This window comes from Nocardiopsis sp. iso_40, from assembly GCF_056173285.1.
On sequence record NZ_CM149666.1, the window covers coordinates 4,879,045 to 4,894,449 of the forward strand.

The 15,405-nt window shown below is 70.8% G+C and carries 9 protein-coding genes and 1 riboswitch; of the genes, 3 read left to right on the forward strand and 6 right to left on the reverse strand.

Going from position 1 to position 15,405, the window contains the following annotated elements; genetic code table 11:
* Positions 1 to 267: 267 nt before the first annotated feature.
* From AC0VYD_RS21155 to AC0VYD_RS21180, 6 genes are all read right to left on the reverse strand, one after another.
* The gene (locus AC0VYD_RS21155; RefSeq protein WP_475477171.1) at positions 268 to 2,607 is read right to left on the reverse strand and encodes a protein kinase domain-containing protein; all 2,340 of its coding nucleotides are present in this window, start codon (positions 2,605 to 2,607) and stop codon (positions 268 to 270) included.
* Positions 2,608 to 2,917: 310 nt separating this feature from the next.
* Positions 2,918 to 3,727: an enoyl-CoA hydratase/isomerase family protein gene (locus AC0VYD_RS21160; protein ID WP_475477172.1), complete on the reverse strand. Its 810-nt coding sequence runs from the start codon at positions 3,725 to 3,727 to the stop codon at positions 2,918 to 2,920.
* Between the two features lie 38 nt (positions 3,728 to 3,765).
* A complete protein-coding gene (locus tag AC0VYD_RS21165; protein ID WP_475477173.1) occupies positions 3,766 to 4,557 on the reverse strand; it encodes an energy-coupling factor transporter transmembrane component T family protein in 792 nt (263 codons plus the stop codon).
* Positions 4,554 to 6,119 (reverse strand): ABC transporter ATP-binding protein, encoded by a 1,566-nt coding sequence (locus AC0VYD_RS21170; RefSeq protein ID WP_475477174.1) that lies wholly within the window; start codon positions 6,117 to 6,119, stop codon positions 4,554 to 4,556. Before AC0VYD_RS21170 ends, AC0VYD_RS21165 begins: the two co-directional genes overlap by 4 nt.
* A gap of 3 nt (positions 6,120 to 6,122) precedes the next feature.
* Positions 6,123 to 6,752, reverse strand: coding sequence for an ECF transporter S component (locus AC0VYD_RS21175; RefSeq protein ID WP_475477175.1), 630 nt, complete (start codon positions 6,750 to 6,752; stop codon positions 6,123 to 6,125).
* An 82-nt stretch (positions 6,753 to 6,834) separates the two neighbouring features.
* A riboswitch (TPP riboswitch) is annotated at positions 6,835 to 6,942 on the reverse strand.
* A gap of 157 nt (positions 6,943 to 7,099) precedes the next feature.
* Positions 7,100 to 9,235 (reverse strand): transglycosylase domain-containing protein, encoded by a 2,136-nt coding sequence (locus tag AC0VYD_RS21180; protein WP_475477176.1) that lies wholly within the window; start codon positions 9,233 to 9,235, stop codon positions 7,100 to 7,102.
* A 741-nt stretch (positions 9,236 to 9,976) separates the two neighbouring features.
* On the opposite strand from AC0VYD_RS21180, the gene AC0VYD_RS21185 reads away from it, so the two are divergent.
* The 3 genes from AC0VYD_RS21185 (at position 9,977) to AC0VYD_RS21195 (ending at position 15,349) form a co-directional block, all read left to right on the forward strand.
* Positions 9,977 to 11,944, forward strand: coding sequence for an alpha-1,4-glucan--maltose-1-phosphate maltosyltransferase (locus tag AC0VYD_RS21185; protein ID WP_475477177.1), 1,968 nt, complete (start codon positions 9,977 to 9,979; stop codon positions 11,942 to 11,944).
* Between the two features lie 92 nt (positions 11,945 to 12,036).
* On the forward strand, positions 12,037 to 13,950 hold the full coding sequence (treS, locus tag AC0VYD_RS21190; protein WP_475477178.1) for a maltose alpha-D-glucosyltransferase: 1,914 nt from the start codon (positions 12,037 to 12,039) through the stop codon (positions 13,948 to 13,950).
* 1 nt (position 13,951) lies between these two features.
* A complete protein-coding gene (locus AC0VYD_RS21195; protein WP_475477179.1) occupies positions 13,952 to 15,349 on the forward strand; it encodes a maltokinase N-terminal cap-like domain-containing protein in 1,398 nt (465 codons plus the stop codon).
* Positions 15,350 to 15,405 lie beyond the last annotated feature (56 nt).

Genomic DNA, 15,405 nt, shown 5'->3' on the forward strand with positions numbered 1-15,405 from the left:
GCTAGTAGCTTGAAGGCCAACCCGTGACCCCAAGTTCGACTTAGGAAACCCTAACCAAGATGCCCGCGGCGGTCGTCGCCGGACCGCGGGCACTGCGCCCACCAGCGTCGACGGACCGGGAACGCGGGGCCCCTGCCCCCACCTTAGTGACCGGTTCCACGCCGTTGGCGGGCGCACCACCGCCAACGGCCGGGGCGCTCCCCTCCCGGTGGGAGTGGGAGCGCCCCTGATCGCCCCGTGCCCCGGCCGGGGCCGGATCGCCGCCCGCTAGTCGCTGAACCAGTCGGACGGGCCGCTGAGCGAGCCCATCGTCCAGATCGGCAGCGAGGTGAGGCCGGTCGACAGGACGAGCATGGTGAGCAGGATGATCGCGATCACCACACCCGCGTACACGTACAGGTTGCTGAACCGGATCCGCTCCACCAGCCAGACCGCCTGGTGACGAGTCTCACGCCCGCTCGGCATGATGTAGCTCAGCAGGATCATCACGAACACCGCGAAGGCACCCGTGTAGTTGGCCCCCTCGCCCGGCGTGTCCATGATCCTCGCGTAGACCATCCCGATCAGGATGCCGCCCAGCAGGTAGATCAGGCCGAACCCGACCGTGCGCACCGCCATGCGGCCGAAGGCCCACGGGAAACTGAGCGCCACCACCATGCTGTCGGAGTTGCGCGGCCCCCGGGTCTGGAGGCGCCGGGCGTGCTCGGACTTGACCACGTCCAGCGCGCCCAGCCCCGCGATGACCACGATCCCCAGGAAGATACCGATCCACGGGAACCACAGGGCGATCCCTGCCAGCATGAGCATGACGGGGACGAGCACCAGCGGGTGCATCCGCCAGGACTCCTCGTACTCGTCGTCCTCGTCGTCGTAGTCCTCGTCGCCGCCCCGGAAGTAGTCACCGAACCGGTCGCCGCCGCCGCGCCGGAAGCGCGCCAGCAGGCCGCCGCGTTCCTGGTAGTCCTCCTCGTCGAACTCCTGGGTGCTGTTGGGCCTGTTGTCCCGGCCCACCGGGGTCAGGATGTCCTGGAAGGCGTTCGGGTCCAGCGGGGAGTTGAAGAACTGGGTCTGCGGGGCGTCCTGCGGCCCGCCGCGGTCGTGCTGGGGCTGGCCGGGCTCGACCGGGCCCATCATCATGGTCCCGGCCGGGTCCTCGGGCCGCACCGGGTCGCCAGGGGCGATCCGCTGGGTGCCCTGGACGTCGTTCTGGACGGGCTGGATCCGCGTCGTGCCCTGCGGGTCGTTCAGGTCCTGAGGGGAACGCGGGGCGATCCGCTCCGTGCCGGGCAGGTTGTCCGACAGGTCGTCGGTGGCCTCGTCATCGGAGGCCCGACCCGAACCGGAGGCGGGGCCGGCACCGGCGGAACGGGCGCCGCTCAGGTCGTCGGTGGCCTCCTCGTCGGAGTTCCACCCCGAACCGGTGTTGGCGGGCCGTCCTCCGCCCAGGTCGTCGGTGGCCTCGTCGTCGGCTGCCCAACCGCCGGAGCGGGCGTGGCTGGTCTGCGGCGCCGAGGGGTTGGACCAGGCGCTCACGGTGTTGGGCGGGGTCGCGGCACGTGTGTGGGAGGGCCCCCAGCCCTCGCTGGCCCGGCCCGCGAGGTAGCCCGCGGCACCGCCCATCCCGGCGCCCGCCGCTCCGGCCGCGGCCGCGCCGCCCGCCCCGGGGCCGCCGGCGCCGCCGTCCCGGGTCCCGGGTCCGTGGGCGGGCGCGGGCGCCTGCATCGTGTGGTTGCCGGTCAGGCCCGTGTCCGGGGCGGTTCCGGTGGTCTCGGTCCAGGGCAGGTCGAGGTTGAGCCGACCGGTCTCGGCGACCAGCTCCGCGGCGGTGGGCCGCGCCGACATGTCCCGGGAGACCGCGCGGTTGACGAGCGGGCGCAGCGCCTCGTGCATCCCGTCCATGTCGATCTCGCCGTTGAGGATCCGGAAGAAGATGACCTCGAACGAACCCGCGCCGTAGGGCGGGCGCCCGGTCGAGGCGAAGGCCACGGTGCCGCCCCAGGCGTGCACGTCGGTGGCCGGGCCCAGGTCCGTGCCCTCGATGACCTCCGGGGAGAGGTAGCTGGGCGTGCCGACGAACGTGCCGGTCTGGGTCAGCTTGGCGCCGTCCACGGCGTGCGCGATACCGAAGTCGATGACGATCGGCTCACCGTTGGAGATGATCACGTTGCCGGGCTTGAGGTCGCGGTGGATCACGTCCACCGCGTGGATGTCCTTGATCGCCCGGGCCATGCCGGTGACGAAACGGGTCAGAGCGCGGCCGCGCAGGGGCCCGTGGTCGGTGACGGTCGCGTCCAGGGTGGGCCCCGGAATGTACTCGGTGACCACCCAGGGCAGTTCGGCCTGGGTGTCCGCGTCGATGACCTCGGCCACGTTGGGGCTCTGTACACGACGCATCGTCTCGACCTCGCGGGCGAGCCGGGCGCGGGCGATGTGGTCTCCGGCGACCTCGGGCTTGAGGACCTTGACCGCGACGAACTGGTCCGTCCGGGTGTCCTCCGCCTGGTACACCACGCCCATCCCACCGGCACCGATGCGACGACGGATCACGTAGTGGCCGATGCGCTCCGGCAGCTCTTCACCCGTGGGGAAACCTGCCGACATTGACATCGAGAACTCATCCCCTCAAAAGACCGCATACCGCCACGTCCAGCTTATCGGCCGGGGGGATGGGTCAACGTTGGCTTGTGTGGCCCCTCCGAGGGGCGCGTGCGGTCTTCCCCGGCCCCCGCCGGAGGGTGCGGACGCGGCGCGCACCACCGGGAACTCCGGGCGGACCGTCCGCCTCGGACGACCATTGACGAGTATGACGGAAAAACCACGTGAGCGGTTCCCCGCCCTGTGTCCCGGTTGGCCGGATCCGGACGTCCTGCCCGGTTCGAGCGCTGCCGGGCGGCCGGGAACCGGCCGCCCGGAGCCGTCAGCGGCCGTTGAAGACGGCCTTGCCCGGACCCTGCTCGACGAAGCTGCGCATACCGGTCTTCTGGTCCTCGGTGGCGAAGAGGCCGGAGAAGTGGAGGCGCTCGATCTCCAGACCGGTGTCCAGGTCGCTCTCCAGGCCGCGGTCGATCGACTCCTTCGCCGCGGCCAGCGCCACGGCCGGGCCGTCGACGTACCGGGCGACCAGGGCGACGGCGGCCGAGTAGACCTCCTCGTCGGCCACGACCTCGTCCACGAGGCCGATCTCCCTGGCCTCCTCCGCGCGCACGTGACGACCGCTGAACACCAGGTCCTTGGCCCTGGCCGGGCCGACCAGGCGCGGCAGCCGCTGGGTGCCGCCCGCGCCCGGGATGACGCCCAGCTGGATCTCGGGCTGACCGAGTCTGGCCTTGGTACCCGCGACCCGGAAGTCGGCGCACAGCGCCAGCTCGCAGCCGCCGCCCAGCGCGTAGCCGCTGATCGCCGCGACCACGGGCTTGGGGATGCGGGCGACCGCCGTCAGGGCGCGCTGGAGGGCACGCGAGTACTCCAGCATCCGGGCGTGGGTGAGGTCGGCCATCTCCTTGATGTCGGCCCCGGCCACGAACGCCCGCTCACCGCCGTAGATCACCACCGCCCGCACGGAGTCGTCGGCGGACACGGCGGCGGCCGCCTCCCCGATCTCCTTGGTGACCTGGCCGTTCAGCGCGTTCAGCGCCTTGGGACGGTCAAGCCGGATGACGGCCACACCGGGGTTCTCCGGATCGGCCTCGACTCGCACGAACTCGCCCACGTTGGACACCTTCCTCACTTCGACGTCTGTGTCAGTTTCCCACCCAACCACCAGGGTCAGGAGAACAGCAGCACCAGGGTCCCCAGCCGGGCGGACAGGGCGTAGGCGCCCACGAGCAGCAGGACGGTCCCCGCCAGCAGCAGGGTGTCGGCCGCGCGCCAGCGGCTGTACCGCGCGTGCGTGCGCCTGCCCGTGCCGAAGGCGCGCGCGTCCATCGCCGTGGCCAGCAGGGTCCCGGTCCGGATGGAGCGCACCAGCAGCGCGAACAGCCGCCCGAAGAACAGCGTGACGATCCGCACCGGATTCCGTCCGGCCTCCAGCCCGCGGGCCCGACGGGCGAGCGTGATGGTCCGCCACTGGTCGGCGAGCAGCGGGATGAGCCGCAGCGCCGCGAGCACGCCCATGGCGGGCCGCTCGGGCACCCTGAGCTTCTGCACGAGCCCGTCGGACATCTCCGTGGGGTCGCTGCTGACCGCCGCGAGCAGCCCGGGCAGGGCGATGGCCAGCAGGCGCACCGCCGCGCCCACCGCGCCCTCCAGCCCGTGTTCGCCGTACAGGTAGTTGACCGCTCCGCTGCTGAGCCCCATCAGCAGGAAGGGGCCGCCCAGGACGAGCAGGGTGCGCCGGTCGACGCCGCTGAACGGCACTGTCAGCAGGACCGCGAGCAGGACCACGCCGCCGGTGACCGCGTCCACGGCGGGGATCAGCCCGACCCCGATCGCCAGCGCGGCCAGCAGTTTGGCGGCCGGGTTCAGGCCGGTGAGCCAGTAGCGGGCTCCCCCGCCTCCGGGCACGTCCAGGGTCAGCGTGTCCCCGCCCGTCGCCCGGGTGTGCTGTGGGGTGCTCACGAGTCCCCCTTCCGCGTCTGGGCCGGGACCGCGGCCGGGGGTTCCGCCGCGGGGCCGGGGACGGCACGGCCGTCGGCCACCCGCACGCGCACGTCCGTCAGACTGCGCAGGAGCAGTCCGTCGTGCGTGGCCATGGCCACGGCCCGGCCCTCGGCCCGCAGGGCGCCGAGCAGCTCCACCAGCTCCGTCCAGGTGCGGGTGTCCTGGCCGAAGGTCGGCTCGTCCAGGGCCAGCACGTCGGGTGCGTGCGCGGGACCCGAACTGAGCGCGGTGGCCACCGAGAGCCGCCGCTTCTCCCCGCCGGAGAGCGTGTACGGGTGCGCGTCGGCCAGGCCGCTGAGCCGCAGCCGTTCCATCAGCTCACCGACCCAGCGTTCCGTCCCGGCCTCGTCCAGCCCCGCGCGCAGCGGGGCGAAGCGCAGCTCGTCGCGGACGGTGCCGGTGACGAACTGGTCCTCGGCGTGCTGGAAGACCGTGCCCACGTGCCGGGCCAGTCGCCGTGCTGGCCAGCGCACGAGCGGACGCCGGTCGGCCTCGGCCAGCGGTCCGCGCGGCAGCACCCGGCCCCGGTGCGGTTTGGACAGGCCGGCCAGCATCGTGAGCAGCGTGGACTTGCCCGCGCCGTTGGGGCCGGTCAGGGCGGTCGCCGTTCCGGCCGCCAGGGAGAGGTCCACCCCGTCGAGCACCGTCCGCCGGGGTGCGGCCCGCACGCCCACCTGGAGGGGGGTGCGGGCGGTGACACCGACGGCCTCGACCAGGGCCGGGCCGCCGGGCGCGGGCGGCACCTCGGGCACCGGTTCGTTCCCGGGGATCCACACGCCCTGTCGGGCCAGGGAGCGGCCGTGCTCCGCGAACACCCTCCCCGGCGCCCCGTCGGCGATCACTCCGCCGCCCGGCTCGACCACCACGACCCGCTCCACCAGGTCCACGACGTCGGCGACCCGGTGTTCGACCAGCACGAGGGTGGCCTCGGTCTCGGTGAGCAGACGGGCCAGCAGCGCGCGTACCAGTCCGGCCCCGGCGGGGTCGAGGTTGGCGGTGGGCTCGTCCAACAGCAGCAGGCGCGGACGCATCGCCAGCGCCCCCGCGATGACCAGGCGCTGCTTCTCACCGCCGGACAGGGCCCCGGTGGAGTGCCGGAGCCCGTAGGGGAAACCGACCTCGGCCATGGACCGCTCCACCCGGGGCCAGATCAGCTCCGGGTCCACACCCAGGTTCTCCAGACCGAAGGCGACGTCGTCACCGGCTCGGGCCATCACCAACTGGGTCTCGGGGTCCTGGCTGACCAACCCGACACCTCCCCTGCCCCGGTCGGCCGGGCGGCCGTTCACGAGCAGCGAGCCCTCCTGGTCTCCGCTGATGGCGCCGTCCTGGCCGGTGAGCCCGGCCAGGGAGTGCAGCAGGGTGGACTTACCCGCCCCGGAGGCGCCCAGCAGCAGTACGCGTTCCCCGGGTTCGACGGTCAGGTCCACGCCCCGCAGCGCGTGGGCGGCACGGCCCGAGTGCTTCCAGCCCCACCCGGAGAGTTCCACGCGCGCGCCGCGGGCGTTGGGTCCGGCCACGGGTCAGCCCTTGGCCGACGGGAAGGGCGCCAGGGCACCGGAGCGGGCCAGCGCCGTGGTGAGCAGACGCGCCCCCACACCCGCGATGACCGCCGCGCTGATCACCACGATCACCCCGTAGGTCACCTGGTAGTGGAGCGGCCAGGTGACGTTGTAGGCGATGTTGTCGCGGATGGCCGGGGAGACGCCCGCGACCGCGGCCGCGAGCACGGCCACGCCCATGTTCCACCGCCGGTAGGCGAAGGCCAGGAAGACCAGTTCGGGCAGCAGCCCCTGGAGGGTGCCGTCGAGGATGACCATGATCCCCCACTGGGTGCCCAGCACCGCCGAGACCGAGGCGGCCGCGACCGAGGTGAGCAGGGCCGCGCCCGGCTTGCGGATGATCAGGCCGCCGAGCACGCCGGAGATCAGCCACATGCCGTAGACGACGGCCTGCCCGGGCGGGAAGGCGACGAACAGCGGCGTGGTGACCGACCAGACGATGTTCCACAGCCAGAAGACGACGCCGACGGCGACGCCGATCACGGCGGCCACGACGATGTCGACGGTGCGCCAGCTCCGGAACCTCTCGCGGATCTGACGGACGAAGCCCGTCCGCCCGGTGCCGGTTCCGGGGTCGGATTCGGTACTCATTCTGGTGATGTCCCTTCGTCGGGGGTGACGAGGGCCCATGTGGCCAAGAGCGCCACACCGGCGTACCCGGGTACGCGCACGGTGACGGGTTCCTATGACTTCCTTCGCTGGCATGACCCAGATCAGGTGTGTAAGGGTCTGCGGCTCGGTGCCGCACTCTCAGCGCTCACGCGCTCCCCTGTCGGATTGGCTCCATTATGGGGCAACAAGGAGGGCTGTGGGATGTTTCCGCCCCACAGCCCTCCCTGTGACCGTTTGGAGGTTCAGCCCAGTGACGGCCCCGTTCCCGTTCCCCGCAAGGGATCCGGTCCGGGTGTCGAACCCCGTTCCAGGCCTCGGATTCCGCCCTAGGCGTCGGAGTCGTCCTCCTTCTCCTTGGGCGGTTCGGCCTTCGGGTCACCGAAGGCGCCCGGCGAACCGGCGAAGCCCTCCGCGGGCAGCGAGGCGGTGGCGCCGCGCATGCTCTCCTGCCAGATCGGACCGGGCAGGGTGCCGCCGTAGACGATGCCGTAGTAGCGGCCGCCGATGCTCACGCCCTGGAGCGGGTGCTTCTCACCGCCGCGCACGTCGCCGACGGCCACCGTCGAGGCGAGGTTCGGGGTGTACCCGGCGAACCAGGCGTAGGCGGCGCTGTCCGTGGTGCCGGTCTTGCCCGCGACCGGACGGCCCAGGCCCAGACCGTTGGCGGTACCGCCGTTGAAGGTCTGCTGGAGCAGGTGGTTGACCCCGTCGGCGGTCCGCTTCTTGATCACCTGCTCGCACTCGGAGCTGGCCTTGGTCTCCTCACCCGTCTCTTCGTCGGTCACCGAGCGCACCGGGCGGGGCTCGCAGTACTCGCCGCGGGCCGCGAAGGTCGCGTAGGCGGCGGCCATGGTCAGCGGGGAGACCTCCTGGTCACCGAGGGTGAACGAGCTCCACACCCCGAGTTCGCCGCCGTCGGCGCGGTGCACACCGAGCTTCTTCGCCATCTCCGCGGTGTCGCACAGGCCCACCCGCTTCTGCAGCTGGGCGAAGTAGGTGTTCACCGACCCCTTGGTCCCGCTGATCATGTTGTGGCTGCCCCCGTCGCTCTCACCGGCGTTGCGCACGCTCCACGAGGACATCGTGCCGCCCTCGCAGTTGGTCATACCGCTGATCGACATGCTCTTGGGCGCGGAGAAGCTGGTGCCGTACCCCAGGCCCTCGTCCAGCGCGGCGGCCAGCGTGAAGGGCTTGAAGGTCGACCCGGCCTGGTATCCGGTGGAACCGCCGTCGGCCTGGTCGACCGCCAGGTTGATCGAGGTCGTGCCGACCTGTTCGTCGTCGAACCCGTGGCGGAGGTTCTGGGCCAGACCGCGCACCCGGCCGGAGCCGGGTTCGACGAAGGCCTGGGCGGCGAACTTGGTGGAGTCCTCGTGCGGGACCCGCTTGTCGATGGCGGCCTGCGCGGCGTCCTGCGTGGCGGCGTCGAGCGTGGTCCGCACGGTGAACCCGCCCCGGCTGATGAGCTGTTCGCGTTCGGCCTCGCTCCCGCCGAGCAGGTCCGACTCCTTCAGCCAGCGCATGGTGTACTCGCAGAAGAACGGGTAGTCGCTCTCCGAACAGCTGCCCGCCCGCGGGGTGGGGTCCAGACCCAGGTCGCTCTCCTTGTACCCGGCGGCCTCCTCGGCCCCCAGCACCTCGGTGGCGACCATGCGGTCGAGCACCAGGTTCCGGCGCTCCAGCGCCGCCTCCGGGTTGCTGAGGGGGTCGTAGAACGAGGGTCCGCGGACCAGGCCGGCCAGCAGGGCGGACTGCCCGGGGTCGAGTTCGGCGGCGGACACGGAGAAGTACCGTTGCGCGGCGACCTCGATGCCGTGCGCCCCGGCGCCGAAGTAGGAGAGGTTGAGGTAGCCCTCCAGGATCTCGTCCTTGGTGTGGCGTTCCTCGATCTCGATGGCGTAGCGCAGTTCGACGAGCTTGCGGTTCAGGGTCTGCGCACTGGCGCTCTCGATCTCCTCCTCGCTCTCCGCGGTCTCGATGAGGAGGTTCTTCACGTACTGCTGGGTGAGGGTCGACCCGCCCTGTGTGTCGCCCTGGGCCGTCCGCGTCGCCGCACGCAGGACACCCCGCAGGTCCAGGCCGCTGTGCTCGTAGAAACGGTCGTCCTCGATCGCCATCAGGGCACCGGTCATCCACGGACTGATCTCGTCGAGGCCGACGACCTCGCGTTCGCGTTCGGCGACCTCCGCGAAGGGCTCACCGCCGTCGGTGGTGAGCAGGACGCGCGAGGACAGGGGCGGGACCTCCAGATCGCTGGGCAGGGCCATGAACCCGGCGGCCGTGTCCCTGGCGACCAGCCCGATGCCGCCCGCCCACGGCAGGACCAGGGCCGCCGACAGGAGTCCGGCCACCACGCCGAGCCCTGACAGGCGCAGCAGCGCGTCGCCCCTCCCCTTGAGCGGGTCACCCTTCAGGAACTCCCGGGCCCCCCGGAACGGACCACTCCGGTTCGACTCCGTCACGTCGCCCCCCTACGGCCGTGTGCTGTCCGTCCGCGGTGCGGAACGAACACTGCGCCGCCCACACTCGCAGGGACGCCGTAAAGGGAACTCCGCCAAATCGGGCGTGTCGCCGAAAAGCTTCCCCAATCTACGGCAAAACACACAGATCACCCATGAGGCACGAGCAAGGGCGCATCACACGAAACCCACCACCCTCTTTCTTGACGTCAAGAAGAGTTGGCCAACAAAGTCGGCCCCGGAGCGCCAGCCCGACCAGATATGGGGCGAATGCTTCGCATGGGACCCAACGGACACAAGGGGATGTCCGGAATACGGCTCGACTCCCGCTGGATACATTCGGTCATCCCTACCCGCCCCGAAGGCATCGACAACATGCGAGGGGAATTTTCCGACTTTTCATGAGGGGGAATGCGAAAACAACCACAGAGACCCCTGAATCGCATGTGTACTTATGCCCGCTTTGAGAGGTTCGCCCGGGCGAAACGCGGCAAATACCAGGTCTTGGCACTGACAGCGAGTGTGATGAGTATCACATAAATTATCCGGCCCCGACACTCCGCCAAACCCCGCCAGAGGACCGACGATAGACAGGGGAGAGCACCGAAGCCGCAATCCGGACAGTTTTCGATCCAGCACTTCGTTAACTCCACCTCACCCCGGATTAAGTTCCGATTATTTCCGCACGCAAGCCACTGCGTGCTGCCCCATAACGCCCGAACCACGACAATTACGGTGTAGCCAGTGATCGGACGCCTGCCCATCCTCGATATCTCTCCAGACAACGACCTGGGACCGGTGAAAGCCGTTCCCGGAGAGCGCTTCACGGTGAGCGCCACCGTGATCCGGGAGGGGCACGACTCCCTCGCCGCGGGAGTGGTGGTCCACCCGCCCAAAGGTCGCCGGAGGGTCCTGGCGCCGATGCGCGAGAAGGCCCCCGGAACCGACCGCTACGAGGCCGAGATCAGCATCCCCCGGGAGGGGGACTGGTCGTTCTCGGTCGAAGCCTGGAGCGACCCCTTCACCACCTGGCTCCGCGTCGCCCGCGTGAAGCTGCCCCTGGACACCGACACCGACCTCGTCCTGGAGGAAGGCGCGCGCCTGCTGGAGCGGGCCGGCCGCCGGGTCCCCCGCGTACCCGCCCTGAACAGGGCAGCCAAGATCCTGCGCGACACCTCCCTGCCGCCCGTGGAGCGTTTCGCCGCCGCCGTCACAGACGACGTCCTCGCCCGGATGGAGCGCAACCCCCTGCGCGAGCTCCTCACCCGCTCCAGGCGCACCAGGGTCGTCGTCCACCGCGAACGGGCCCTCTTCGGCTCCTGGTACGAGTTCTTCCCCCGCTCCGAGGGCGCCCAGGTGGACACGGCGCCCGGCCAGGAGGTGTCAGGGACCTTCCCGACCGCGGCCAAACGCCTGCCCGCCATCGCCGACATGGGCTTCGACGTCGTCTACCTGCCGCCGATCCACCCCGTCGGCGAGTCCCACCGCAAGGGCCGCGACAACACGCTCCGGGCGGGCCCGGGCGACCCCGGCTCGGTGTGGGCGATCGGTTCGGCCGACGGCGGCCACGACGCCGTCCACCCGGACCTGGGCACCCTCACCGATTTCGACTCCTTCGTCGCGGAGGCCCACGAGAACGGCCTGGAGGTCGCGCTCGACCTGGCCCTGCAGTGCTCCCCCGACCACCCCTGGGTGGCCGAGCACCCCGAGTGGTTCACCAGGCGCGCCGACGGATCGATCTCCTACGCCGAGAACCCGCCCAAGAAGTACCAGGACATCTACCCGCTCTGCTTCGACCACGACTTCGAGGGGCTCTACCGGGAGTGCCTGCGGGTGGTCAGGCACTGGATCGACCACGGCGTCCGGATCTTCCGCGTCGACAACCCGCACACCAAGCCGGTCGCCTTCTGGCAGCGGCTGCTCGCCGACGTCGCCGAACGGGACCCGGACGTGCTCTTCCTCGCCGAGGCCTTCACCCGCCCCGCGATGATGCGCACCCTGGCCAAGGTCGGCTTCCACCAGTCGTACACCTACTTCACCTGGCGCAACGGTAAGGACGAGCTCACCGAATACCTCACCGAGCTCAGCCAGGAGACCGCGCACTACCTGCGCCCCAACTTCTTCGCCAACACACCGGACATCCTCAACGCCTACCTCCAGGAGGGCGGACGCCCCGCCTTCGAGGTGCGCGCGGTGCTCGCCGCACTGCTCTCCCCCACCTGGGGCGTCTACTCGGGTTTCGAGCTGTGCGAGAACACCCCCGCCGCCCCGGGCAGCGAGGAGTACCTGCACTCGGAGAAGTTCGAGTACCGGCCCCGAGACTGGGCCGCGGCCGACGCCTCCGGCGAGACCATCGCCCCGCTGATCACCAGTTTGAACAGGCTGCGCCGGGCCCACCCCGCCCTGCGCGAGCTGCGCAACCTGCGGTTCCACCACGTGGACCGGCCCGAGCTGATCTGTTTCTCCAAGTACCGCCCCGGATCCCCCGGCGAGCCCGACGACGCGGTGATCGCCGTCGTCAACCTCGACCCGCACCACGCCCGCGAGGCGACGGTGCATCTCGACCTGCCGTCGATCGGCCGCACGTGGGAGGAGGACCTCAGGGTGACCGACGAGCTGACCGGACGCGACTACACCTGGCGAGCGGACAACTACGTCCGTCTCGACCCGGCGACCGGACCCGCGCACGTGTTCACCGTCAACGGCAGATGAGGGGCCGGGGCGGAGTGCCCGGCCCGAGCGCCGTGCTCCCGCCCGAAACGCCTGTTGATCAGATGTCGAACATTCTTGGTGGGGAGCAGTAGATGAGCAACGACGAGCCCGGACCCGGTGCCCGCGAGCACGCCGAACACGGTCCGCTCGCCCCAGCCACCGGGGCCGCCACCGGCCCGCTCATGTCCTCCGGCGGTACCAGTGACCCCCACTGGTTCAAGCACGCCGTCTTCTACGAGGTACTCGCACGGGGTTTCTTCGACTCCAACGGCGACGGCACCGGCGACCTGGCCGGGCTCGTGCAGAAAATGGACTACCTCCAGTGGCTCGGCATCGACTGCGTCTGGCTGCTGCCGATGTACGAGTCCCCGCTGCGCGACGGCGGATACGACATCTCGGACTACTTCAAGATCCTCCCCGAGTTCGGCAACACCGCCGACTTCGTGGAGCTCCTGGACGAGGCGCACCGCCGCGGCATCCGCGTCATCACCGACCTGGTCATGAACCACACCAGCGACCAGCACCCGTGGTTCAGGGCCTCGCGTGAGGACCCGGACGGCCCCTACGGCGACTTCTACGTGTGGTCCGACACCGACGACCGCTACGACGAGGCCCGGATCATCTTCGTCGACACCGAGACCTCCAACTGGACCTACGACGAGGTCCGCGGCCAGTACTACTGGCACCGGTTCTTCTCCCACCAGCCCGACCTCAACTTCGAGAACCCGGCGGTCCAGGAGGCGATCCTGGAGGTGCTGCGCTACTGGCTGGACCTGGGCATCGACGGGTTCCGCCTGGACGCCGTGCCGTACCTGTACGAGCGCGAGGGCACCAACTGCGAGAACCTCAAGGAGACCCACGAGTTCCTCAAGCGGGTGCGCGCCGAGGTGGACCGCCTGTACCCGGACCGGGTGCTGCTGAGCGAGGCCAACCAGTGGCCGTCGGAGGTCGTCGACTACTTCGGCGACTTCGAGTCCGGCGGCGACGAGTGCCACATGAACTTCCACTTCCCGCTGATGCCGCGCATGTTCATGGCGGTGCGGCAGGAGCAGCGCTTCCCGATCTCGGAGATCCTCGCCCAGACCCCGGAGATCCCGCGCAACTGCCAGTGGGCGATCTTCCTGCGCAACCACGACGAGCTGACCCTGGAGATGGTCACCGACGAGGAGCGCGACTACATGTACTCCGAGTACGCCAAGGAACCCCGCATGCGTGCGAACGTGGGGATCCGGCGGCGGCTCGCCCCCCTCCTGGACAACGACCGGAACCAGATCGAGCTCTTCACCGCGCTCCTGCTCTCCCTCCCGGGCTCACCGGTCCTGTACTACGGCGACGAGATCGGGATGGGCGACAACATCTGGCTGGGCGACCGGGACGCCGTGCGCACACCCATGCAGTGGAGTTCGGACCGCAACGCCGGGTTCTCCCGCGGCGACCCCGCCCGGCTCTACCTCCCCCTGGTCCTGGACCCGGTCTACGGTTACCAGGCGCTCAACGTGGAGGCCCAGCGCGACAACCCGGGCTCCCTGCTGCACTGGACGCGCCGGATGATCCAGATCCGCAAGCGCCACCCCGTGTTCGGCACCGGGGAGTTCACCGAACTGAACGCCACCAACCCCAGCGTGCTGGCGTTCATCCGGGAACACGGCGACGACCGCATGCTGTGCGTGAACAACCTGTCCAGGTTCCCGCAGCCCGTGGAGCTGGACCTGCGCCGCTACGCCGGAGTGAGCCCGGTGGAGTGCGTGGGCGGGGTCCGCTTCCCGGAGATCGGTGAGCTGCCGTACCTGCTCACCCTCCCGGGCCACGGCTTCTACTGGTTCCAGCTCCCGCCGGAGCACACGGGTGAACCGCGCTCCGAAAGCCGCGAGGGCGTGCCCTCCTACGGGCTGCCCGAGGCGGGGGTCAGCGCCCGGGACGCCTTCGACACCGGCCGCCCCACCGCGACCACCACAACGTCGGACGCCCAGCGCAGGGGCGGCGGGAAGGGACACAGGGCTGTCTGAGATGTCGCAACTAGAGGAACTCCTGGCAGTCTGGCTACCCCGGCAGCGATGGTTCTCCGGCAAGGGGATCCCGATCCGGCAGATCCGGGTCGAGAGCAGGTACACCCTGGTCTCGGCCGGTCCCGGCGGGCCGGACCTGAACGTCCTCGTCGTGCAGGCGGGGCAGCGCGGCCTCAGCTCCCGGTACCAGGTGCTGCTCGGTTCACGGCCGCCCCGGTCCCTGCCGCCGAACCTGGCCCGCGCCGCGATCGGTGTGTGCCAGGTCGCGGGCGGCCGCCCCAGGGTGGTCTACGACGCCGCACACGACCCGCAGCTCACGGCCCTGCTCCTGGAGCGGTTCACCGTCGGGGAGGACCCGGGGCGGCGCGGCCGGGTACGGTTCCGCACGCTGCCGGGCACCACCGTCGACGCCCGCGGACCGGGGCGGCTGCTGACCGGGGAGCAGTCCAACACCTCACTGGTCTACGGCAGCGAGTACGTCCTCAAGACCTTCCGCAGGCTCTGGCCCGGCCGCAACCCGGACCTGGAGCTCAACGTGGCTCTGTCGGGTTCGCCGTACGTGGCGCGCCCCTGCGGGTGGATCGAGGCGGACCTGTCCGGCCACACCACGCCGACCACGCTCGCCCTGCTCCAGACCTTCGTCCCGAACGCCGCGGACGGCTGGGTACTGGCCACGGAGAACGTGCGCACCCTGGTGGAGGGCGAGGACGCCGACTTCAGCGAGGAGGCCGCCCGGCTCGGCCACACCACCGCGCAGGTGCACAGTTCGCTGGCGCAGGCGCTGCCCACCGACGTGCTGGCGCCCACCTCGGCGGCCGAACTGGCCGACGCCATGGTGGAGCGCCTGGCCATGGCGAGCGCGGAGGTCCCGGAACTCGCGGAGCACGCGCCCAGGGTGCTGGAGGCCTACGCCGACTTCGCCCGGGTGGACGAGCCGCTGCCCATCCAGCGCATCCACGGCGACTACCACCTGGGGCAGGTCATCCGCCCCGAGCGGGGGTGGGTGCTGCTGGACTTCGAGGGCGAGCCGACCGTCCCGGTGCGCGAACGCCAGCGACTGTCCAGCCCGCTGCGGGACGTGGCCGGGATGCTGCGTTCCTTCGACTACGCGGCCGGTTACCTGCTGGTCGGCGAGGAGGAGGACCCGCAGCTGTCGTGGGCGGCGCGGGCCTGGGCCCGGCGCAACCGGGAGGCGTTCTGCCGGGGCTACGCCGACGGCGGCGGGGCCGACCCCGACAAGCACCTGACGGTGCTGCGGGCCTTCGAGTTCGACAAGGCCGTGTACGAGGTCCTGTACGAGGCACGCAACCGGCCGAACTGGCTCCGGGTGCCGTTGGAGTCCATCGCCACCGCGGCCATGGCGGCCACGGGAAGCTCGGGGCCGCCGATGCCCGGCTGATTCCCGGGCGGCCGCCGTTCGCGCACGGCGGCCGCCCTCCCGCACCCCCGTTGGCC